Here is a 21,416-nt window from a genome sequence, read left to right as displayed (position 1 = left end):
GGTCTCCCGCCCACGCGTTCCAACCTGGCGAGATCTGCCCGCGCGATGTTTCATCGTCTACCTATCGCCGCGTGGGCGGGGAACCCGCCCACCCTACATATCGCGGCAGCGCTGCTGTTTGCGCCCTTGGCTGCCTGTGCTGCACCGGTGGGCGCCGACCAGATACCGACTACGCAGCAGCAAGCGGCTCCAGTAACAGTGCCACAATCACAGCCGGCTGCCGCGGTCACTGCCCCCATTCCAGTCCCTGCCCCCGCTTCGCAAGAAACCCAGCCCCTGCCGCGCGGCGCCACCACCACCGGCCGGCCGGCCACGCCAGCCGTTCCCGCGCCCTCGGGCCCGGTCTCGGCGCCGGTGCAGTCGCCCGGCCCCGCCGCGGTCGACACCGCGCCGGCTGAACAGGCTGCCACCGCCACGCCACCTGCCCCGGCCGTCGCCACGCCCGCCCCCGCCCAGCGCCCGCCCCAGGTCGTGATGCCCGCCTCGAATACGCCCGCCACCGGCAGCCTGCTGCAGACCATCCTGGCGCTGGTGCTGGTGCTGGGCCTGCTCCTCGGCCTGGCCTGGTTCATGAAGCGCTACGGCCCGCGCGCGATGGGCGCGAGCGCCAACGTGAAGCTGGTCGGCGCCCTCAATATCGGCGGCCGCGAGCGTATCATGGTGGTCGAGGTCGGCAACCAGTGGATCGTCGTCGGCGCGTCGCCGGGACGGGTCAATGCCCTGGCCACCATGCCGCGCCAGGAAGGCGCGCAGGCCGATGGGGCGCAGGCGACACTGGCCGGCCACACACCAGGCGCAGCCAGCTTCGGCGACTGGCTCAAGAACACGATAGACAAACGTAATGCGAAATAAGCGATCTTTGAAGCAACTCTTGCTGGGCGCCGGCTTGGCCGGACTGGCACTGCTGCCGCTGGCGGTCCTGGCGCAGCCGGGCATCCCTGCCTTCACCACCAGTCCGGCCCCGGGCGGCGGCACTGCCTATTCGTTGCCGGTCCAGACCCTCATCCTGCTCACCGCGCTGACCTTCCTGCCGGCCGCGCTGCTGATGATGACGGCTTTTACCCGCATCATCATCGTGCTGTCGCTGCTGCGCCAGGCGCTCGGCACCGCCACCGCGCCGCCCAACCAGGTGATGGTCGGGCTGGCGCTGTTCCTGACCTTCTTCGTAATGGGCCCGACCTTCGACCGCATCTACACCGAAGCCTACCTGCCGCTACAGCAGAACAAGATGCAGATGAGCGAGGCGCTGGACCGTGGCGTGGTGCCGCTCAAGGAATTCATGATCAAGCAGACGCGCCAGTCCGACCTGGCGCTGTTCGTCAAGATTTCGCGCTCGCCCGCCCTGCAGGGTCCGGAAGACATCCCGCTGCGGGTCCTGATCCCGGCCTTCGTCACCAGCGAGCTCAAGACCGCGTTCCAGATCGGCTTCGCGATCTTCATCCCCTTCCTGATCATCGACATGGTGGTGGCTTCGGTGCTGATGGCGATGGGTATGATGATGATGTCGCCCGCCGTCATTTCGCTGCCGTTCAAACTGATGCTGTTCGTGCTGGTCGATGGCTGGCAGCTGCTGCTGGGCTCGCTGTCCCAGAGCTTTTACTAGAGAAGACGCGCATGACTCCCGAAACCGTCATGACCATGGGCCGCCAGGCGATGGAGATCACGCTGATGATCTCGGCCCCGCTGCTGCTGGTGGCGCTGATCATCGGCCTGGTCATCAGCATCTTCCAGGCCGCCACCCAGATCAACGAAGCGACCCTGTCCTTCATCCCGAAACTGGTCGGCATCTTCATCGCCCTGGTCCTGGCCGGGCCGTGGATGCTCTCCACCATGCTCGACTACATGCGCCAGGTGTTCACCGGCATCCCGGGCATGATCGGCTGACGAAGGGAGCAAGCGCGTGCTGAGCCTGACCACGGGCGAGATGAACGCCTGGATCGTGGGGCTGCTGTGGCCGCTCACGCGCATCCTCGGCCTGGTGGCGAGCGCGCCGCTGTTCGGCAACGCCGGCGTGCCGATGCAGATCAAGCTCGCCCTCGGCGTGCTGCTGGCCGCCGTCATTGCCCCCACCGTGCCCGACCTGCCCGCCGTCGAGCCGACCTCGTGGGCCGGCATCCTGATCCTGGTGAAGGAACTCCTGATCGGCGTGGCGATGGGCTTTGCGATGCGCATCGTATTCGCCGCCATCGAGTATGCCGGCGAGGTGGCCAGCATGACCATGGGCCTGGGCTTCGCGGTGTTCTTCGACCCGAACTCGCGCGGCCGCTCGGCGGCGGTGGCCCAGTTCCTGACGCTGGTCGCGACCATGGCCTTCCTGGCGGTGAACGCGCACCTGGTGCTGCTGGCGGCCCTGGCCGAGAGCTTCCACGCGCTGCCGATCTCCGCCACGCCCTTCTCCGGCAACGCGCCGCTGGAGCTGGCGCGCTGGGGCGGCAAGATCTTCTCCACCGGGCTGCAGCTGTCGCTGCCGATCGTCGCCGCCCTGCTGGTTACCAACGTCGCGCTCGGCATCCTGACGCGCGCCGCGCCGCAGCTGAACATCTTCGGTATCGGCTTCCCGGTGACGCTGGGCGTGGGCTTCCTGACCCTGAGCCTGGCCCTGCCCTACCTCGGCATGCCGATCGTGAACCTGTTCAACCAGGGCATCGAGGCCGGGCGCGCGGTGCCGCGCGCCGGGGCGCAGCGCAATGCGGCGCCCGCACCCGCACCATCGACCGCCAATCCTGCGCCGCAGCCGGCACCAGGCTAGAATTTGCCGGAACTGACGTACGTGCTCGCGGATCGAACAGGACGCCGGCCTGTGCTTCGTCCATCGTGAAAGCATCGTGCATTGCCGGCCCGTCTGGAGGAAAATGCCATGCCAAACCTGAGCCATCGCGCTGACAGCGTTTATTACCGGGAGACGTTTCATCGTGCGCCGGTGCCGATGCTGCTATGCGATGGCGCGACCCTGCGCCTGCTCGATGCGAATACCTGCGCGCTTGCGGTCTATGGCGGCGATGCGGACGGGCTCGACAGGGCCGACATCCTGTCCCTGTTTGACATCGACCACCATGCGCAGCTGCGTTCGGCCGTCGAGCGTGCACTCCAGGACGGCGAGGCCAGGCTCGACGGCGTCGTGCCCAGGCACTGGGCCGGCCAGTCACTTGAGGGCCCGGGCACCTGTCACAGGATCGACTGCGACGGCCGGGCGCCGGCCGTCCTGTTCGTGCTGCCGGGCACGGTGGAAGCCAGCCAGACGCAGCGCCGCCTGCGCGACGCACTGCTGCAGACCCAGGCCGACCTGCGCAATGCGCAGGAAATCGCCCACCTCGGCGTGTGGGCGGCGGACATCCGTACCGGCATCATCGAAACCACGACCCCCGAAACATACCGGATTTTTCGCCTGGACAAGGCCAAGCAGCCGATCCTGATCGATGATCTGTTCGAGCGCATCCATCCGGACGACCTGGCGGGCGTGATCGCAACGCGCGAACGCGCCCTGGGCACACGGGGCCTGCGGTACGACTCCTGCTACCGTGTGGTGGGCGCGGGCCGGGAGATACGCTACGTACACTCCCTGGCCGACGTCATCCTCGATGAAGAAGGCCGCCCGGTACGCGTGGTCGGCGTGAGCCAGGACATCACCGACATCCAGCATGCCCAGCAAGAGATCCAGCGCCTGGCCTTTGTCGACGAGACCACCGGCCTGCCGAACCGGCTTGCCATGTGCCAGCACGTGGCAGCCGCGTTCGATGCCGGCCATCCGCTGCCGGTTGCGGTCCTGTCGATCGAGCTCGCCTGCTTCCGCCAGATCAACTTGAGCCTGGGTCACCTGAATGGCGATGCGCTGCTGCGCGCAGTCGCACAGCGGCTTGCCGGCCTGCTCGCCAAGGACGCCCATCTGTCGCGTACCGCCAGTTCCCAGTTCACCGTCATCCTGCACGGCCCCGGCGCCAGGCGCGCGCAACAGGTCGCGGATAGCATCGCCGGGGCGTTCGACATGACCTTCCCGATCGAGGGCGTACCCTACGAACTCGACGCCCATATCGGGATCTCCGAGGCCATGTCGGCCGTGGACGAGCCGGCACTGCTGGTCCGTCAAGCCGACGTCGCCGTGTTGCAGGCGCGCCGGAGCGGCCGGGTTTCCATGGTGTACACGCCTGCACGGGATCCGTTCGATCCACGACGGCTGGCCTTGCTGGGCGAGTTCCGCGATGCACTCCGCAAGGGAGAAATCGAGATGTATTTCCAGCCGAAGATCGTGATGGCGACAGGCATTGTGATCGGGGCCGAGGCACTGGTGCGCTGGCGCCATCCGTCACGCGGCCTGGTAGCGCCGTCCGAGTTCATTCCCTTGATCGAACCGACCGAGCTGATTCATTCGTTGACGGCGCACATGCTGCAGGGCGCAGTGCGCCAGGCGCACGCGTGGCGCCGGGAGGGACTGGACGTGCCGATCGCCGTCAACGTGTCGCCTCGCAACCTGAACGGTGGCAATCTGGCAAACGCGCTGCAGGAGCTGCTGTCGGACTGGAATGGAACCCCCGACTGGATCGGCCTGGAGATCACCGAAAGCAGCCTGATGCTCAATCCGGAAGCCTCGATCGCCGAGCTCACGAACTTGAGCCGGCTTGGCTTCGAGCTCTACATCGACGATTTCGGCACCGGCTACTCGTCGCTGAATCACCTGACACGCTTGCCCGTCGACGTCATCAAGATCGACAGCAGCTTCACCATGGCGATGCTGAGCGACACCCGTGCAGCGGCGATCGTCAAGGCGACCATCGACCTTGCCCACGACCTCGGGTTGGGCGTGGTGGCGGAAGGCACGGCGACCCGCGAGATCTGGGATGCGCTGATCGCCCAGGGCTGCGACGAGGCACAGGGTTTCCATGTTGCGCCCCCCTTGCCCTCGCGTGATTTCGCGGCCTGGATGCGCAGCGGTCATTCGCATCGGCATTGATTGCCTGGGCAGCGCGCCCCGCGCCGGGCCAGCGCTGTATGCTTGTCGGGGTCTGAACCGATCCGCGAATCCATGACTTCCATCCGTCCCCTGCACATCCTGGCGGCAAGCCTCCTCGGCGCCGCCTGCCTTGCGGCAAATGCCGCCCCCACCCCGCCTGCCGTCCGCGCCGAGATCGACGCCCTGATGGCGACGATGAACGCCTCGCGCTGCCAGTTCGAGCGCAACGGCAGCTGGCACGGCGCCCTTGACGCGCAGAAGCACCTGCTGCGCAAGCTCGCGTACATCGAGAAGCGCCGCGAAACCCTCGCGAGCGCCGAGCAGTTCATCGACGTCGCCGCCTCGAAAAGCAGCTTCAGCGGCAAGCCCTACCGAGTCAAGTGCGGCAGCGGCGAACCGGTGCCCAGCCGCGACTGGCTGAACCGGGAACTGAAGGCGCTGCGCGCACGGCAGGCCACACGGGCGGGCTGAAATGCCATGTATGATCCTTGCATAGCCTGCCTGGCGCCACGCCGGCTCAATCTATTGCTTAAGGAGAAACCTATGCGCGCTTTGACCTTGATGGCAGCCAGCGCATTTTGCTTGCTGGGCTGCATGACCCCTCAGCAACGGGCACAGAACCAGCAAGCCAAGATGGACCGCATGATCGCCGAATTCGGACCGGCGTGCGCGCAGCTGGGCTATCCGCAGAACTCGGACCTGTGGCGCGACTGCGTGCTGCAGTTGGCCGCGAAGAACGACGGCGGCGGCGTCTCGACGTCCGTGTTTGGCAGCTGGGGAAGCGGCGGCCACGGTTCCGGCGTGGGCATCGGTATCGGGTTTGGACGCTAGCATCTCTGCCTTTGCGCTAAAAATATTTGCCGCAGTCAAATAGTGGTAATGTGATCGCTTTCATCACGCGAGGGCGATCATGTTCAAGAGACTGGCAGCGGAAGCACTGGGCATCAGCGATATCGGCGTCATCGTCGGACCGGCGGACTACAGCAAGGTCGACGCGGACGATTACCTGTTCAGCGAAGACGGCGAACAGATCTTCTTTCTCATCAAGAGCAAGAAGGACGAGTACTGCTTCACCAACCTCGCGCTGATCCACGTGGACGGCGACTCGGCGGTGTCGTCGAAGCGTTCGATCAAGCGCTACGACTACGCGTCGCACCAGATCTCCGGTGTCCGCATCGAGACTGCCGGCACGCTGGACATGGATATCGAACTCAAGTTCAGCCTGGACAACACGGTATTCTCGATCGACATCAAGAAGACCTTCATCGAGCAGCTCAAGGACATCTACAAGGCCTTGATCACCATCGGCAAGCAGCAGACGCGCGACGCGGTGTGCCGCGACAATGCCCTGCGCGCACTGGATGCCACCGCCTCGGTGCACAAGCTAAATGTCGCCCCCGGTGAAAACGGTTTGGTCGGCGTGTATGGCAACCTGCTGGAGGCGCTGAATACCGCCATGTTCGAAACGCACCTCAAGCGCGATTTCAGCGACGTGTTTACCAAGTACATCCACAACTGAACGTAGCAGCAGGATTTGCGGGTAAAAAAAGACCAGGCCGAAGCCTGGTCTTTTGCTATCCACTGAAGCTCAAGCGATCAGAAGGTGTAGCTTGCTGCGACACCGAAGCGGCGGAAGTTCGGGCTCCAGCCACCGCGCCAGTCGATCGCGAACTCGCGGTCGAACACGTTGTCGACATAGGCGTTGATCTTCACGTGCGGGATGCCCGTGTAGGCCACGCTGTAGTTCCAGGTGGTGGTGCTGCCGACGCGAGCGCAGGTGTCCAGGTACTGGGCAGCGACGTTCTGGGTCTTGCAGTAGGTCGGCGACGCGATGCTGTTGGTGCTGTAGCCGCTCGAGTAGTTACCCGAGATGCTGTGGTCGAAGTCGCCGGTCTTGACGTAGGCGCGGGTCACCACGGTCATGCGCGAACCGAAGTCGTAGGTGCCGGTCTGGTTCGGACCGTAGGCATCGTCGGTAACGCTGAACTCCTGGTACTTCCAGACGTAGGTACCGTCCATGCTCAGGCGCACGGTCTTGCCCAGCAGGTTGAAGCGGCCCTTGGCGTCGAAGTCGAAGCCCTGGACGCGGGTCGCGCCGCTGTTGACGTACGGGTTGTAGACCAGGCCCAGCTGACCAACGCCACCGTAGTTCAGGGTAGTGCCAGGCGAGAACTTGCGCGCCAGTGCCAGGAACTGGTTGTCGGCGGCGCTGCTGTCGATACGGATCAGCTGACCTTGCGGCAGGCTGGCTTCGCCGCGCAGGACGTCGACCACCGAGCGGGTGCCGATTTCGTTACGGCGCTCGATCCAGTAGTAGTCCAGGCCCAGGCTCCAGTTCTTGATCGGCTCGAACACCATGCCCGCGGTCAGCGAGCGCGAGGTTTCAGGCTTCAGGTCCGGGTTCGAGGACACGAAGCTCGGCAGGCCGCCCGAGCATTCCGCGTTGCGGAAGGCATTGGCTTGCGCCTTTTCGGCGGTGGTGGCGCCGGCGCCGTTCTGCACCAGTGCATTGAGCTGGTTGGCGGTCGGGCAGCGGCGCGGATCCTGGACGGCGGTCGCGACCGAGGAGCGGCCCAGGCCGTTACCCGATTCGACGATGTTCGGGGCACGGAAGCCGCCCGATGCGGTAGCGCGCAGCAGCAGGCTGTCGGTTGCGGTGTAGCGCAGGCCCAGCTTCGGCGACAAGTGGGTCTCGAAACCGTCGGTCTTGTCGGCGCGCAGCGCGCCTTCCAGCTCGAGCTTCTTGGTCAGTGGCGCGCGCAGTTCGCCGAACACGGCGTACTGGTTGACCTTGTCGTCGACCTGCAGGCCGAAGATGCCGACCAGTTCGCCGTTCAGGACATTGTCCGAGCTCTTCATCTTGTAGGCGTTGCTGCGGATGTCGGTACCCAGCGCGAAGCTCAGCGGACCTGCCGGCAGTTGCAGCACGGTGCCCGAGATGGTGGCGTCGAAGAACTTGACGTCGGATTCGCCGTCGGTGGTACGGATCGGGAACATCGCGTTCAGCAGCGCCGGATCGTTCTGCTGGCCGAACTTGTAGGTCTTGTTGACGATCGCGTCGGTGTAGCCCTTGGCGCTCACGGCGCGGGTCGCCTTGCTCGCGCTCGACTTGGCCCAACCTGCGGCCGAGCGCCAGTCGTAGCCCATCAAGGTGCCGGTCAGCGACAGCATCACGCGCGACTGGTCGGAGTCGGTGGTGTTGAAGTTGAAGCCGTCGCCGGTGTCCATCAGGCGCGCGCGGTACTCGACCGGCACGTTGTACGGATTGTTCGGGTGGCCGACCGGCAGCTTCGGATACGAGAACGGGCCGACCATCTTGCCGCCGTACACGTTGTACCAGATCGACGACGCGGTGGTGGTGCTGCCGTTGCTCATGTTGAACGGCGTGACGATGTAGTCGCTCTCGGCGTCGGCGTAGCTGATTTCCAGGTTCGCGTCGATGTTCGAACCGATGCGGAAGCTGGTATTGCTGACCAGCGCGGAACGCTTGTTATCGGTGGTCAGGCCACTGAACGGCAAGATGTCCATCTTGCACAGCTTGTCGGTCGCGTCGATGTCGCCGGCCGGGCAGCCTGGCGCGGCAACGATGTTGGTGCTGCTCAGGAAGTAGTTACCGGTCGGCGAGTAGGAGCTCTTCGCATCCCAGGTCGAGCGGCCCGGGGTCAGGCGGTGCCATTCAGGGTAGAAATGGCGCAGGTCGCCGGTGGTGTAGCCGTTGCGCTTGTACGCTTCCGCGGTCAGGTAGGTGTTGAAGCCGTTCTTCTCGATGTCGCCCCAGCCGACGATGGCCGACACGTGGCTGTTGCGGTTTTCCTTCAGGTGCTCCGATTCACGGTAGCTGGCGCGCACGCGGGCGCCGGTGAAGTCCTTGCGCAGGATGATGTTGATCACGCCTGCGACGGCGTCGGAACCGTAGATCGCCGATGCGCCGTCTTTCAGGACTTCGATGCGCTCGATCGCGTCGCTGGCGATGGCGTCGAGGTTGGTGAAGTTCTGCTGCGCGCCGTCGGACAGGCCGTACGGGGCGATGCGGCGGCCGTTCACCAGGATCAGGGTGTTGACCTTGCCCAGGCCGCGCATCGACGCGCCCGAGGAACCGGTTGCGAAGCTGCCCGAGCTGGCGGTAGCGACGTTGATGTCGGTGCTGATCGACGAGGTGGAGGTCAGGACGCCCAGAACCGTCGTTTCGCCGGTCTTCTCGATGTCGTCGCGGGTCAGGATCTGGACCGCGGCGGCGGCTTCGGTGGCGGTACGCTTGATGCTCGAACCGGTCACTTCGACGCGCTGGATCTTTTGCGGATCGATTACCGGCACTTCCTGCGCGCCGACGAAGGCCGGGAAGGCCATGCTCAGAGCGACTGCGAGGGCGCTCTTGTTAAAAGTGTTCTTGTGCTTCACAACGACTCCTGGACGATGAATATTTTTCCGTTTTTTCGAATTACTACCTGAAAATTATTTCAGTACGATGTAGCAATACGTGGATTCACTCTTACATAACATTGCTTTACCGCAAAGGGGCGGCGTGAGTTTTCGTTAGGAAATTTTGATAAAGGACGTAATCGTCGCGCGGACGCTACATTTTGTTACTTAACGCAAACATAGGTGTTACAGAGGCTCAGTACAAGTGTCGGGATTCATTCGAAATTTGTGGTGTATTTATATGCAACACTGGTCCCCTATCGAAATAATATTCGGTTAATTGAAATAAAAATCGAATAATAATCATAGCGATTGGCGAAAAAAAAGGCGCTGTCACCTTTGGCTATGGATGAGGATTGAACTGCTGAGCTCCTTAGCGGTCGAACACCCGTCTGCATCGACGGGAGCCGGCCGTGAAAGCACCCAGTTTCAAGAAATGGTTCGCACGACTGCCTGCGCTGAACCAGCCGCAGCGCCTGCAAACGCTGGCCGCCCTGCATCCGGCCGCCGGTCTCGACAAGGTAATCGCGCTCATCGGGCAAATCGGCGCAGTGGCGCGCCGCTGCCCGCGTTGCACTAGCGCCCGCCATTACCGCCATGGCCAGGCCAATAACCTGCAGCGCTACCGCTGCCGTGACTGCGGGCGCACCTTCAACGATCTGAGCGGCACACCGCTGGCGCGGCTGCGCCTGCGCGAGAAATGGCTCGATTATCTCAGTGCGCTGCGCGAATCGAAGCCGGTACGCACCGCCGCCGTTGACACCGGCGTACACCGCAACACCGCCTTTCGCTGGCGCCACCGCTTCCTCGACCGGGTCAAGTACGACCTGCCGCAGCGCCTGCACGGCATTGTCGAGGCTGACGAAATGTTCATCCTGGAATCGCAAAAGGGTTCACGCAAGCTGGACCGGGCGCCGCGCAAACGGGGCGGCAGTGCAAGAAAACGCGGCATCTCGAACGAGCTCGACTGCATTCTGGTGGCACGCGACCGCAGCAGGCAGACGATCGGTGCGCTGGTCGGCCGCGGCGCTCTCAAAATGGCGCAACTGGAGCGCCATCTGTTGCCCAGGTTGGATGATCACGTGCTCCTGGTCAGCGATTCGAATGCGGCTTACCGCGCATTTTCACGCAAACATGGCATCGCTCACCAGGCGGTCAACCTGCGGGCAGGGCAGCGGGTACGTCACGGCGCTGCCGGCGCAATCCATGTGCAGAGCGTCAATGCCTACCACCAGCGCTTGCGCCAATGGCTGGCCCGGTTACATGGCGTGGCCTCGCGCTACTTGCCGAATTACCTGGGCTGGCATCGGGCACTTGATTGCGAACGAGTTACTAAGGTTGAGCAATTGCTGCGCATCGCAATCGGAGTCATCAATACGAAACGGTGACAGCGCCAAAAAAAACCGGCTTGCGCCGGCTTCTTTGTCGGTAAATTGCTCAAAGGTAATTAAACAGCGACAGCCCTGACATCGTCTTGAACGACATCTGCGCGGCCTGCAACGTGGTCTGCTGCATCGAGAAGTCGGAGATCGCCTTGACCATGTCCAGGTCCTGCAGATCGCCCAGGGTGGCCGCGTACTGGATGTCGAGGTCGTCGCCGGCGCTGTCGAGGTAGTCGAGTTCCTTCATGTGCGCGCCGACCGAGGCCTGCACCGTCAATACGTTGTCGTGGGCCGACTTGAGGTTGTCCAGTGCGGTGTTCAGGTTGTTGGCCAAGGCCGCCTTGCCGCTCGAGCCGTCGGCCGGGGCGCGCAGGGCCGCGATCAGGTCGGTCACGGTGGTGAACACCGACTGCTTCTCGCTCGGCTTGGCCGTGAAGACGTCGCCATCGGCCGGCTCGCCCTTGATGTCGAAGCTCAGGCCGCCGAAGGTGATCGACTTGCCGGCCTCGTAAGCGATGTTGGTCTGGCTTGGCACCGGCACGGCCGGGCTGGTCGTCGTGTCCACCACGCTGTAGGTCGTCACGGCCGGACTGCCGCTGACGCTAAAGCTCAGCTGATAGTCGCGCCCCTTGTTGGCCTCGGTCCGGTCCACGACCGAGCCCGAAGAGATGATGGCGGCGCCCTTGTTGTTCGGGTCGGCCTGGGTCTGGAAGGTGCCGTTGCCAGTCGCGTTGTTCTCGAACACGGCGGAGCCGGAGGCCGACAGCGGAACCTTGCGCGAGGCGCCCACCTGCAGCTGGCGCTGGCCCTGGTCGCCCTGGTAGGCCGCGCCTTCCTGGGTGCGGGTAAATGGCTCGGTGGTGGCCTTGTAGCCGGAAAACAGATAGCCTCCCGCCCCATCGGTACTGTTGGCCACGCCCAACAGGTCGGCCAGGCGGCCTTCGAGTTCGGTGGCAAGGAGGGCGCGGTCCTTCGGCAGCATGCTGCCGTTGCCGGCATTGACCGCCAGCTGCTGGATGTCCTGCAGCAGGTCGCCGGCGTTCTGCAGCTCGCCTTCCACCGAGGCCAGTGACGAACGCGCGCTGGCGCGGTTGGTGGCGAACTGCGCGTTCATTTCCTTCGACTGGCTCACTTCGAGCGCGCGCGCCGAGGCCACCGGGTCGTCGGCCGGGCTCAGGATGCGGCGGTTGGTCGACAGCTGGTTCTGGGTGCGCGCCAGGGCGCTTTGCAGCGTGTTGAGCTGGGCGGTGGCGTTGCCGTAGATCGACAGGGTACTGATGCGCATGATTGCCTCTTGTTGCTATTGCTACGTTAACGGCCGATCGACAGCAGAGTGTCGAAGATGGTGCCGGCGATCTGCATGACCTTGCCCGCGGCCTGGTAGGCCTGCTGGTACTTGATCAGGTTGGTGGCTTCTTCGTCCAGGTTCACGCCCGAGACGTCGGCCGCGGTGGCCTGGGCCTGGGTCAGCAGCGCGTCGGCTGCGCTGCCATTGACCTGCACTTCGCGGGTCTTGTTGCCGACCGTGCTGACCAGCTGGGCATACGAGGACTGCAGGGTGGCGCTGCCGTTGTTGAAGATGTTCTTGGTCTGCAGGTCGGCCAGCAGGCCGATGTTGCGGGTGTCGCCCACGCCGCCGGTATTGCTCGCGATGGTGAAGGTGTCGCCGTTGCCCGGCACGCCGGTCATGGTCACGCTGACGCCGCTGAAACTGTAGGTGGACCCGGCGGCGAAGGCGACGTTGGTGGCCGGCGCCGGGTAGTTGGTCACCACGCCGGCGCTGTTCTTCACGCTGACGGCGGCGCCGGAAGGGAAGCCGCTCAGGTTGCCGCTGGTGCTGTCGAAGCTCAGGGTCACCGGCAGCGCCGGCGCGCCGCCAGTGAAGCCTGCGTCCACCTTGCTGTTGCTGATCTTGGCGCTGCCGGTGTTGCTGAGCGGCTCGCTGGTGACGATCGGCGCGGCGGCGGCGATGTCCGCCACGTTCTTCACCAGCACGTTGAAGTTGGCCGCGCCGCCGATGGTCGGGCGCACCAGGAAGTTGTCTTCCTTGGCAGCCACGCCGGAAATCGTGAAGTCGACGCCGTCGATGGTCTGGGTGGTGCCGGCCGCGTTGTAGGGCGTGATCGCGGTCGACTTGTTGTCCGACAGCCGGATCACGTTGTAGTTGGTGCCGTCGAACTCGACCTTGTAGTCGCTGTCCACCAGCTTGGCCGGGTCGCTGACCACCGCCTGCACCGCCGTGGTGCTGGTCAGCGCGTTGTTGATGTTCTTGCCGACGAAGGCCGGCGCCACGCTGAAGAAATCCTTGCCGGCCAGGCCGTTCTGGTCCAGCCCGAGCTTGTGCTGGGCATTGAATTCGATGGCCAGGCCGATCGCGACCTTGCCCAGCGCGCTCTGGGCCGGGTCGAGGGTCTTGCTGCGGAACTCAAGCGCGCCGCCGAGCGTGCCGCCGGACAGCGCGTTATCGGCCAGCACCGTCACTTTGTTGCCGGTCACGTAGCCCACTTCCATGCGGCTCTGGTCGGTCGGCGACTTGGCGGCCGCCAGCTGGAAGGCGCGCTGCCCCACCACCAGCGGCTGGCCGCTGCCGATCGAGACCGTCAGGCTGTTGTTATCGCCCGGCGTGACGGTGGCCTTGACCTGGGTGTTCAGCTCCATCACCAGCTGGTCGCGCTTGTCGAGCAGGTCGTTCGGCGCGCGCTGCTGGGCGGCGGCGAAGGTGCCGATCTTGTCGTTCAGGTCGGCGATCTGCTGGGCGTACGAGTTGATCATCGTGACGCTGGTCTGGATGGTGCTGTTGACGCCTTCGCGGATCTCGCCAAGGCGCGCATCCAGGGCCTGGAAGCGCGTGGCCAGGGTGTCGGCGCTGGAGAGCATCGACTGGCGCGACGGCACCGAGGCGCGGTTCGCGGCCATGTCCTGCACGCCCTTGAAGAAGCCCTGCAGCGAGGGCGACAGGCCGGCGGTCTGGTCGGCCAGCATGTTGTCGATCTGGCTGATCTGGGCGTAGTACGAATCCAGCCCGCTCTTGCTGGCCTGGGCATTGCGCACCTGCTTGTTGAGGAATTCGTCGCTGTAGCGCTTGATGTCGGAAATCTGGGTGCCGGTGCCCTGGAAGCCGACGCCGGTGTCGAGCATCGGGCCGGTCGCCTGCACCACCACCTGGCGGTTGTAGCCGGCCACGCTGGCATTGGTGATGTTGTGGCCGGTCGTGGCCAGGCCCGCCTGTGCCGCGAACAGGCCGCTCTTGCCGATGCTGAGGAGGTTACCGGACATGTGTTTTTTCTTTCCTTTACGTTCTTATCAACGGCAGCAATTCCGAAAACTGTAGGGTGGGCGGGTCTGCCGCCCACGCGTTCAAATCACGGACGCATTGTGGCAACGCTGATGCTTGCTGGACGCGTGGGCAGGAAACCTGCCCACCCTACCAATGCATCCGTCAGGCCAATGAATTCTTGATAATCTTGGTCAGCTTGGCCGCATACAGCGGGTCGGTGGCATAGCCGGCGCGCTGCAGGCCGTGGGCGAAGGCCGCGGCATCGCCGCCGCTGTCCAGCACTTTTTCGTAGCGCGGGTTCTTGGCCAGCATGTTGGCGTAATCCTTGAACGAATCGGCCGGCGTGTCGTAGGCGCGGAACTTCTCGACCTTCCGGTGCGCCACGCCGTTGACGTACTCGGTGGTCACGGCGGTGGCGACCTTGCCCTTCCAGCCCGGGCCGGCCTTGATGCCGAACAGGTTGTTGCTGTTGCTGCCGTCGCTGTTCCTGATCATGCGCTTGCCCCAGCCGCTTTCCAGCGCCGCCTGGCCGAGCATGAACTTGGCCGGCACGCCGGTGGCGCGCTCGGCCTCGGCCGCGTGCGCATGCAGCTTTTCCTGGAAGGCGCGCACGTGCGGCGCCTGGATCCGGCCGCTGTCCGTGGTCAGGGGCAGCACCGGCGCGCCCGGCTGCCTGGCGCCGGTCTTGATCATGGTGGCGGCGTCCATGCCCGGACGCATGCTGCCGTCCAGCGGCGCCAGTGTCGATGCCGCGGCGGCGGCATTGCCGGCCGAGTTTGCGTACGCTGCGCCATCGGCGCCGATCGCCAGCGCCTGCGCGCCCATCTGGTTCGCGGTCAACTGGCGGGTCAGTACGTCGGCCAGGCCCATGCCGCGCTTGGCCAGGTTCTGGCTCAGCTGCTGGTCGAGCATGCCGGTGAACATCTTGGACTGGTTGTTGTCCATCAGGCCCTCCTGCGGCGTCGCGTCGCGCATGCTCTTCATCATCATGTTGATGAACATGGCTTCGAACTGCGTGGCCGCCTCCTTCAGTGCGGCGGGCGAGCCGTTCCGGGCGCCTTGCTTGAGTTCGCCCAGCCCCTTGGTGTCGAGGGCGAACTTGCTGGTGAGGTCAGTGGAAGGAGAGCCGATCATGGTTGCAGCCTTAGATGATTTCCAGTTCCGCGCGCAGCGAGCCGGCGGCTTTCAGGGCCTGCAGGATCGCCAGCAGGTCTTGCGGGGTGGTGCCGATCGAATTCATGGCCTTGACCACCTCGGCCAGCGAGGCGCCGCCCTTGATCATCAGGACGCGGCCCGGATCCTTCTTGATGTCGACCGACCTGTTCTGGGTGACGACGGTGGCGCCGCGCGAACCCGGGTTCGGCTGGCTCACGTCGGTGTCGGCGCCCACCGTCACGGTCAGGTTGCCATGCGAGATCGCGCAGCTGTCCAGCATCACGGCCTGGTTCATCACGACCGAACCGGTCCGCGCATTCATGATGACTTTTGCTGAATCACGGGCTCGATTGATGTCAATACTTTCTAACTGACCAATAAAGGCCACCCGCTGGTCGCTCGAGGACGGGGTGCGCACGCGGATCACGCGGCCGTCCAGGGCGGTGGCGATGCCGGCGCCGAACTGGTCGTTAATGGCCTCGACCACCCGTGCGGCGGTCGAGAAATCGGTCTGGTTCAGCTCCAGGCGGATCTGGTTGTCGGCGCCGAGATTCGAGGCGACGGCGCGCTCGACCGTGGCGCCGCTCGACACCTTGCCCACCGACAGGTGATTCACCTGCACCTGGGCGCCGCCGGCCTGGGCGCCGACGCCGCCAACCAGCACATTGCCCTGGGCCATGGCATACACCTGCCCGTCGGCGCCGTGCAGCGGCGTCATCAACAGGGTGCCGCCGCGCAGGCTCTTCGCGTTACCGATCGAGGACACGGTGATGTCGATGGTCTGGCCCGGCTGGGCGAAGGCCGGCAGCGAGGTCGTGACCATCACGGCCGCGACGTTCTTGAGCTGCAGCTGGGTGCCCGGCGGCAGGTTGACGCCTTTCTGCTGCAGCATCGCCTGGATCGACTGCACGGTAAAGGGCGTCTGGCTGGTCTGGTCGCCGGTGCCGTCCAGGCCCACGACGATGCCGTAGCCCGACAGCTGGTTCTGGCGCACGCCGGCGATGCTGGCGAGGTCCTTGATGCGCTCGGCCTGGGCCAGCGGGGCCATAGTCAACTGAGCCAGCACGGCTGCACAAATCAGGGCTTGGTAAGCGAATTTCATGACAACGGTCCTTAGAACGGCAGCATCGACTGGAAGAAGCGCGAGAACATATTGCTCACCTCGGCCTTGTCGACGCGGCTGTTGGTACGGTATTCGACGCGGGCGTCGGCGATCACGGTGGAAGCGACGACATTGCCTGGCTGGATGGTGTCCGGCGCGACCATGCCCGAGAAGCGGATGTACTCGATGCCCTTGTTCATCGCCACCTGCTTTTCGCCGGCCACGATCAGGTTGCCGTTGGCGAGCACTTCGGTGACCGTGACGCCGAGCGTGCCGGTGAAGTTGTTCGAGGCGCTCTGGGTATCGGCATCGGCGAACTTGTTCGCGCCCTCCAGCCCCACGCTGGCACCGATCCGGGCCTGCAGCGGGCCCGGCACCGCGAAGCTGGCGCTGCCCGACTTGCTGCCGGTGCTGGCGCCCGACTTGCCGGCCGAGGTGCGCTCGCTGATGTTCACCGTCAGCAGGTCGCCGATATGGCGCGCGCGGCGGTCTTCGAACATCGGACGGTAGCTGTTGGCGTTGTAGATGGCGCCGTCGTTGGCCGGCGCAGCCTGCACCAGCATCGGGCGCGACGAGGTCGGGCCCTGGACGATGGTACTCGGGGTGGTCGAGCAGCCGGCCAGGGCCAGCAGCACAACGGCGACAAAAGATGCGAATTTCATGTTTATAACTGGGACAGTTTCTGCAGCATCTGGTCGGACGTGGTGATCGCCTTGCTGTTGATCTCGTAGGCGCGCTGGGTCTGGATCATGTTGACCATTTCCTCGACCACGTTCACGTTCGACGATTCGACATACCCCTGCATCAGCACGCCGGCGCCGTTGGTGCCCGGCACGTTCAGGTTCGGGTTGCCCGAGGCGCCGGTCTCGACGTACAGGTTCTCGCCGCGCGACTCCAGGCCGGCCGGGTTGATGAAGGTGGCCAGCTGCAGCGAACCGATCTGGGTCGGCGCCACGGTGTTGGGCAGCTTCACCGATACCGTGCCGTCGCGGCCGACGGTAATCGATTCGGCATTCGCCGGGATGGTGATGGCGGGCTGGATCACGAAGCCGCTGGAGGTGACCAGCTGGCCGTTCTGGTCGGTCTGGAAGGAGCCGTCGCGGGTATAGGCCTGGGTGCCGTCCGGCAGCAGCACCGGGAAGAAGCCGGAGCCGTTGACCATCACGTCCTTCGAGTTACTGGTCAGCTGCGGATTGCCCTGGGTATGGATGCGCTCGGTGGCGACGGTGCGCACGCCGGTACCGATCTGCAGGCCCGAAGGCAGGTTGTTCTGCTGCGAGGACTGGGCGCCGGGCTGGCGGATGTTCTGGTACAGCAGGTCCTCGAACACGGCGCGGGATCGTTTGAATCCACTGGTGCTGACGTTGGCGAGGTTGTTCGAAATGACGTCGAGGTTGGTCTGCTGCGCTTCGAGGCCGGTCTTGGCAATATACAGCGAACGGATCATGGAATTCTCCTAAAGGCGGCAGACGAGGTCCGCCACGTACAGGAGAATTATGCTGGAGCAACTATCAATTCAAAGCGAGGATCTGGGTGGCTTTCGCCGCGTTATTCTCGGCGTTCTTCAGCAGGCTCATTTGGGTCTCGAAAGAACGTGCCAACGTGATCATGTTCACCATCGCATCCATGGCGCTGACGTTGCTGCCCTCCAGGGCGCCACCGGCCACGTTCACCGCCGGATCGGGCTGGGCGGTGCCGCCATCCTTCAGGCGGAACAGGCCGTCGTCGCCGCGCACCATGTTCTCCGTCGGCGGATTGACCAGCTTCAGGCGCCCGAGGATGTTGGCGACCGCCGGCTGGTCGGTGGTGGAAACAGTGGAAATGGTGCCGTCGCCGCCCACGGTGACGGTGACGTCGGGCGGGATCGTGATCGGGCCGCCCTCGCCCGCAATGGTGGCGCCGCCGGCGGTGGTGAGCAGGCCGTTCTGGCTGGTCTGGAGCGAGCCGTTGCGGGTATAGGCTTCGGTACCGTCCGGCATCTGCACCGCGAACCAGCCCGCGCCCTTGATGGCGACGTCGAGATCGCGCCCGGTGATCTGCAGCGCGCCCGGCGTGAAGTCGGCGGCTGCCGTCGAGTTGACCACGAAGGCGCGGGTCGGCAGGCCTTCGCTCTGCACCGGCACGGCGCGGAACACGTCCAGCTGGGCGCGGAAGCCCGTGGTGTTCACGTTGGCCAGGTTGTTCGAGGTCGTGGCCTGCTGTTCCAGGATGTGCTTGGCGCCGCTGGCGGCGGTGTAGATCAGGCGGTCCATATGGTTATCTCCATTGTGCGGCTGCGCTTGGACCGGCTGAACGCGTGGGCGCAAGACAGTCCACTGGACTGTCTTGCCCTGCCCACCCTACGGGTCCGTGGTTTTCGTAGGGTGGGCGGGTCCCCCGCCCACGCGTTCAACCAGCTTTCGCTATGCCGATTAACGCAGGTTCACCAGCGTCTGCAACACCGAATCCTGCGTCTTGATGGTCTGCGCATTCGCCTGGTACACACGCTGGGCGGTGATCATGTTGACCAGCTCCGCGGTCAGGTCGACGTTCGAACTCTCCACCGCCGACTGCTGCAGCACACCCAGGCCGCCGCTGTTCGGCGTACCGAGCAGGGGCACGCCCGAGCTGGACGATTCGGCCCAGGCGTTGTTACCCAGCGGCTCCAGGCCGTTCGGGTTGGTGAAGTTAGCCAGGATCACCTGGCCCAGCGGTTTGGTCTGGCCGTTGCTGTACTGTCCCAGGATGGTGCCGTCGGCGCCGGTGGTGAAGCGCTGCAGGTTGCCGGCCGCGTAGCCGTCCTGGACCAGCCGCTTCTCGCTGGTGGCGGTGCCGTACTGGGTGGTGCCGTCGTAGTCGATGGTGAGCGGCAGGGTCAGTTCGGAACCGGTCGACGGGTACACCGGCACGGTCACCGCGAGCTTGCCGGCGTCGGTCGAGCTTACCTTGTTCAGGCCGCCATTGCTGTCGAAGGCCAGGGTGCCGACCGGTGTGGCCGGCACCTTGATGACCTTGGCCATGGCGGCGTCCACCTCGTCCGGCGTGCCGCCCGGGACCGCGCCGGCAGTGGTGGCGGCGGTATTGATCTCGGTGACGTTGGCCGGAAGCGCGCCCTTGGCGCCGGCTGCAGCCGCGACCATCGCCGAGGCGGCGGTGGCGTAGGCCCCCAGGGCGGCGCTGATGGTGGCAGCGACCGGGGGCACGGCCTTGGTGGCGGCTTCCCAGTTGCTGCGGGCGGTATTCACCGCGGCATGCGCCGGCGTGTTGCCGGTTGCGGCGGCAGCCACCGCCAGGTTGCTCAATTCGACGCCGTCCTTGGCCGCGTACACGTCCCAGGTTCCCGGCGTGGTGCCCTTGACATAGAAGGTCGACAGCACGTGCGGATTGCCCAGCGTGTCGTACACGCTCATCGGGGTCTGCTTGTTGTAGGTGGTCGGGTCGTCGGCGTTGAACGGGGTATTGGTCGGCGGCAGGCTGCGCGAATCCAGGTTCAGCTCCATGCGCACCTCTTCGGTCTTCACCGGCGCCAGGTCGGCGGTGTCGATCTGCAGCGGGGTCGGCGCGCCGGCCACCAGCGCGCCGGACGCGTTCAGGCCGTAGCCGGTCAGCTTCGCCCCTTGGGCGTTGATCAGGAAACCGCCCTTGTCCAGCGAGAACTGGCCATTGCGGCTGTACTGCACCATGCCCGAGGCTTCGGTACGGAAGAAGCCGGCGCCGTTGATGGCGATGTCGAGCGGATTGTTCGAGGCTTCGACGTTACCCTGGGTGAACTGCTGGGCGATGTTCGCCACCTTCACGCCGATGCCGGCCGAGATGCCGCCGGCGCCGTTGAGCGAGCTGGCGTAGACGTCGGCGAACTGGGTGGTCGAGCCCTTGAAGCCGACCGTGCTCGCGTTGGCGATGTTGTTACCGATGACGTCGAGGGATTTGGCAGCGCCGTTCAAGCCGCTCAGGCCTTGTTGGAAAGACATGGTGTACTCCTGAAAGTAGGGTGAAGCGAGGTAAGCGGCTTGGCTTACAGGACTTGTTTGATATCGGCCATGGCGACGGCACCCTTGACCGGCAGGTTCAGCTTGACGCCGTCCTTGGAATTGGTGGTGACGCTGGCGACGCTGTCGAAGGACAGGGTGCGCGCATCCTTCAGTTCCTCGCCGGCGCGGCTCGCGACCACCTTGTAGGTGTAGGTTCCGTCGGGCAGCGTGACCGGCTTGCCGTCGGCATCGACTTTCGTCGGATCGACCACGCCGTCCCAGGCGATCGGCAGCACGCCGGCTTCCTGGGCGCCGAGCTCGATGGTGGCGACTTCCTTGCCGGTGGTCGAGCTGGTGATGACGACCTGCACCTTGTCGGCCGCGCTGTCGAGTTCGACGCCGAGGATGGCCTTGCCGCCGCTCAGCTGCGCCTGGTAGCCCTCGACCAGCACGCCGTGGCCGATCAGGTTGGTCGCCTGCATCGCTTCCGAAGACTGGTAGCTGGCCTTGAGCGATTCCAGCGTGCTGTTGAGCTTGTTGACGCCGGTAACCGTCTGCAGCTGGGCCAGCTGGCTGGTCACCTGGGCGTTGTCGAGCGGGTTCAGCGGATCCTGGTTCTTCAGCTGGGTCACGAGCAGGGTCATGAACTTGTCGGTATCGGCCTGGACGCCGTCGACTTCGGCCTTCCTGGCATTCATGGTCGACATCAGGTCGCTGACGTTGTTGCTGGCGCCGGTGGTGTTGTTTACGGTGGTCATGTTGGCCTAGTGGTTATTGACCGAGGGTCAGTGTCTTGAGCAGCATGGTCTTGGCCGCATTCATGGTCTCGACGTTGGTCTGGTAGGAGCGCGAGGCCGACAGCATGTTGACCATCTCGTCCACCACGTTCACGTTGGGCATCGCCACATAGCCCTTCTCATCGGCCAGCGGATGCTTGGGGTCGTAGACCTGCTTGAGCGGCGACGGGTCCTCGACCACTTCGCGTACGCGCACGCCGGTGGCGCCGGACTGCTGGGGCACGGACTCGAACACCACCGCCTTGGCCCGGTAGGCTTCGCCGGTCGGGCTGGTGGCGCTGTCGGCGTTGGCCAGGTTGGAGGCCACGGTGTTCAGGCGCTGGGCCTGGGCGCTCATGGCCGAACCGGAAACGTTGAAGATATTGAAGAGCGACATAGTCAGTTAACCT

The 21,416-nt window shown here is 64.8% G+C and carries 20 protein-coding genes; 9 read left to right on the top strand and 11 right to left on the bottom strand.

The features are described from left to right. Positions 1-198: 198 nt before the first annotated feature. From fliO to AC56LU_RS15345, 8 genes are all read left to right on the top strand, one after another. A complete protein-coding gene (gene fliO, locus AC56LU_RS15380; protein WP_497176482.1) occupies positions 199-852 on the top strand; it encodes a flagellar biosynthetic protein FliO in 654 nt (217 codons plus the stop codon). Then, a complete protein-coding gene (gene fliP / locus AC56LU_RS15375; protein WP_497176481.1) occupies positions 842-1,603 on the top strand; it encodes a flagellar type III secretion system pore protein FliP in 762 nt (253 codons plus the stop codon). The genes fliO and fliP overlap by 11 nt, the downstream gene beginning before the upstream one ends. Positions 1,604-1,614: 11 nt before the next feature. After that, complete coding sequence (fliQ, locus tag AC56LU_RS15370; RefSeq protein ID WP_497176480.1) at positions 1,615-1,884, top strand: flagellar biosynthesis protein FliQ; 270 nt, start codon at positions 1,615-1,617, stop codon at positions 1,882-1,884. Between the two features lie 16 nt (positions 1,885-1,900). Continuing rightward, the gene (gene fliR, locus AC56LU_RS15365; RefSeq protein ID WP_497176479.1) at positions 1,901-2,749 is read left to right on the top strand and encodes a flagellar biosynthetic protein FliR; all 849 of its coding nucleotides are present in this window, start codon (positions 1,901-1,903) and stop codon (positions 2,747-2,749) included. 108 nt (positions 2,750-2,857) lie between these two features. Further along, positions 2,858-4,945, top strand: a complete 2,088-nt coding sequence (locus AC56LU_RS15360; protein ID WP_497176478.1) for a putative bifunctional diguanylate cyclase/phosphodiesterase — start codon at positions 2,858-2,860, stop codon at positions 4,943-4,945. A 72-nt stretch (positions 4,946-5,017) separates the two neighbouring features. Further along, positions 5,018-5,416: a DUF5329 family protein gene (locus AC56LU_RS15355; RefSeq protein ID WP_497176477.1), complete on the top strand. Its 399-nt coding sequence runs from the start codon at positions 5,018-5,020 to the stop codon at positions 5,414-5,416. A 72-nt stretch (positions 5,417-5,488) separates the two neighbouring features. Next, a complete protein-coding gene (locus tag AC56LU_RS15350; RefSeq protein WP_497176476.1) occupies positions 5,489-5,776 on the top strand; it encodes a hypothetical protein in 288 nt (95 codons plus the stop codon). Between the two features lie 79 nt (positions 5,777-5,855). After that, on the top strand, positions 5,856-6,464 hold the full coding sequence (locus AC56LU_RS15345) for a PH domain-containing protein (protein ID WP_497176475.1): 609 nt from the start codon (positions 5,856-5,858) through the stop codon (positions 6,462-6,464). Positions 6,465-6,541: 77 nt separating this feature from the next. Here AC56LU_RS15345 and AC56LU_RS15340 read toward each other — a convergent pair whose 3' ends face one another. Then, complete coding sequence (locus AC56LU_RS15340) at positions 6,542-9,343, bottom strand: TonB-dependent receptor plug domain-containing protein (RefSeq protein WP_497176474.1); 2,802 nt, start codon at positions 9,341-9,343, stop codon at positions 6,542-6,544. A gap of 434 nt (positions 9,344-9,777) precedes the next feature. Between AC56LU_RS15340 and AC56LU_RS15335 the strand changes: the two genes are divergently transcribed. Then, positions 9,778-10,752 carry an IS1595 family transposase gene (locus AC56LU_RS15335; RefSeq protein ID WP_497176473.1) on the top strand — a complete coding sequence of 325 codons (975 nt, stop codon included), beginning with the start codon at positions 9,778-9,780 and terminating at the stop codon, positions 10,750-10,752. Between the two features lie 49 nt (positions 10,753-10,801). Here the strand turns inward: AC56LU_RS15335 and flgL are convergent, their stop codons facing one another. From flgL to flgC, 10 genes are all read right to left on the bottom strand, one after another. Then, complete coding sequence (gene flgL, locus AC56LU_RS15330) at positions 10,802-12,031, bottom strand: flagellar hook-associated protein FlgL (RefSeq protein ID WP_497176472.1); 1,230 nt, start codon at positions 12,029-12,031, stop codon at positions 10,802-10,804. Between the two features lie 26 nt (positions 12,032-12,057). Continuing rightward, positions 12,058-14,022 (bottom strand): flagellar hook-associated protein FlgK, encoded by a 1,965-nt coding sequence (gene flgK, locus AC56LU_RS15325; RefSeq protein ID WP_497176471.1) that lies wholly within the window; start codon positions 14,020-14,022, stop codon positions 12,058-12,060. A 163-nt stretch (positions 14,023-14,185) separates the two neighbouring features. Continuing rightward, the gene (flgJ, locus tag AC56LU_RS15320) at positions 14,186-15,157 is read right to left on the bottom strand and encodes a flagellar assembly peptidoglycan hydrolase FlgJ (RefSeq protein WP_497176470.1); all 972 of its coding nucleotides are present in this window, start codon (positions 15,155-15,157) and stop codon (positions 14,186-14,188) included. Between the two features lie 10 nt (positions 15,158-15,167). After that, entirely contained in the window at positions 15,168-16,280 is a 1,113-nt protein-coding gene (locus AC56LU_RS15315) for a flagellar basal body P-ring protein FlgI (RefSeq protein WP_497176469.1), read from the bottom strand. Positions 16,281-16,291: 11 nt separating this feature from the next. Beyond that, positions 16,292-16,942, bottom strand: coding sequence for a flagellar basal body L-ring protein FlgH (locus tag AC56LU_RS15310; RefSeq protein WP_497176468.1), 651 nt, complete (start codon positions 16,940-16,942; stop codon positions 16,292-16,294). A gap of 2 nt (positions 16,943-16,944) precedes the next feature. Beyond that, positions 16,945-17,727, bottom strand: coding sequence for a flagellar basal-body rod protein FlgG (flgG, locus tag AC56LU_RS15305; RefSeq protein ID WP_497176467.1), 783 nt, complete (start codon positions 17,725-17,727; stop codon positions 16,945-16,947). Between the two features lie 64 nt (positions 17,728-17,791). Next, the gene (gene flgF, locus AC56LU_RS15300; RefSeq protein WP_497176466.1) at positions 17,792-18,532 is read right to left on the bottom strand and encodes a flagellar basal-body rod protein FlgF; all 741 of its coding nucleotides are present in this window, start codon (positions 18,530-18,532) and stop codon (positions 17,792-17,794) included. Between the two features lie 159 nt (positions 18,533-18,691). Next, positions 18,692-20,230, bottom strand: a complete 1,539-nt coding sequence (locus tag AC56LU_RS15295; protein ID WP_497176465.1) for a flagellar hook protein FlgE — start codon at positions 20,228-20,230, stop codon at positions 18,692-18,694. Between the two features lie 44 nt (positions 20,231-20,274). Beyond that, a complete protein-coding gene (locus AC56LU_RS15290) occupies positions 20,275-20,988 on the bottom strand; it encodes a flagellar hook assembly protein FlgD (RefSeq protein ID WP_497176464.1) in 714 nt (237 codons plus the stop codon). A gap of 13 nt (positions 20,989-21,001) precedes the next feature. Continuing rightward, a complete protein-coding gene (gene flgC / locus AC56LU_RS15285; protein ID WP_497176463.1) occupies positions 21,002-21,403 on the bottom strand; it encodes a flagellar basal body rod protein FlgC in 402 nt (133 codons plus the stop codon). Positions 21,404-21,416 lie beyond the last annotated feature (13 nt).

It is taken from the genome of Telluria sp. PB2R4, assembly GCF_059685695.1.
This window is presented reverse-complemented; position numbering and strand designations above follow the sequence as displayed.

Bases quoted from the DNA above. Each gene is read 5' to 3' on its own strand.
- fliP (WP_497176481.1), top strand. From the start codon at position 842: ATGCGAAATAAGCGATCTTTGAAGCAACTCTTGCTGGGCGCCGGCTTG.
- fliQ (WP_497176480.1), top strand. From the start codon at position 1,615: ATGACTCCCGAAACCGTCATGACCATGGGCCGCCAGGCGATGGAGATC.
- AC56LU_RS15360 (WP_497176478.1), top strand. From the start codon at position 2,858: ATGCCAAACCTGAGCCATCGCGCTGACAGCGTTTATTACCGGGAGACG.
- AC56LU_RS15355 (WP_497176477.1), top strand. From the start codon at position 5,018: ATGACTTCCATCCGTCCCCTGCACATCCTGGCGGCAAGCCTCCTCGGC.
- AC56LU_RS15350 (WP_497176476.1), top strand. From the start codon at position 5,489: ATGCGCGCTTTGACCTTGATGGCAGCCAGCGCATTTTGCTTGCTGGGC.
- AC56LU_RS15345 (WP_497176475.1), top strand. From the start codon at position 5,856: ATGTTCAAGAGACTGGCAGCGGAAGCACTGGGCATCAGCGATATCGGC.
- flgL (WP_497176472.1), bottom strand. From the start codon at position 12,031: ATGCGCATCAGTACCCTGTCGATCTACGGCAACGCCACCGCCCAGCTC.
- flgK (WP_497176471.1), bottom strand. From the start codon at position 14,022: ATGTCCGGTAACCTCCTCAGCATCGGCAAGAGCGGCCTGTTCGCGGCA.
- flgJ (WP_497176470.1), bottom strand. From the start codon at position 15,157: ATGATCGGCTCTCCTTCCACTGACCTCACCAGCAAGTTCGCCCTCGAC.
- AC56LU_RS15315 (WP_497176469.1), bottom strand. From the start codon at position 16,280: ATGAAATTCGCTTACCAAGCCCTGATTTGTGCAGCCGTGCTGGCTCAG.
- AC56LU_RS15310 (WP_497176468.1), bottom strand. From the start codon at position 16,942: ATGAAATTCGCATCTTTTGTCGCCGTTGTGCTGCTGGCCCTGGCCGGC.
- flgG (WP_497176467.1), bottom strand. From the start codon at position 17,727: ATGATCCGTTCGCTGTATATTGCCAAGACCGGCCTCGAAGCGCAGCAG.
- flgF (WP_497176466.1), bottom strand. From the start codon at position 18,532: ATGGACCGCCTGATCTACACCGCCGCCAGCGGCGCCAAGCACATCCTG.
- AC56LU_RS15295 (WP_497176465.1), bottom strand. From the start codon at position 20,230: ATGTCTTTCCAACAAGGCCTGAGCGGCTTGAACGGCGCTGCCAAATCC.
- AC56LU_RS15290 (WP_497176464.1), bottom strand. From the start codon at position 20,988: ATGACCACCGTAAACAACACCACCGGCGCCAGCAACAACGTCAGCGAC.
- flgC (WP_497176463.1), bottom strand. From the start codon at position 21,403: ATGTCGCTCTTCAATATCTTCAACGTTTCCGGTTCGGCCATGAGCGCC.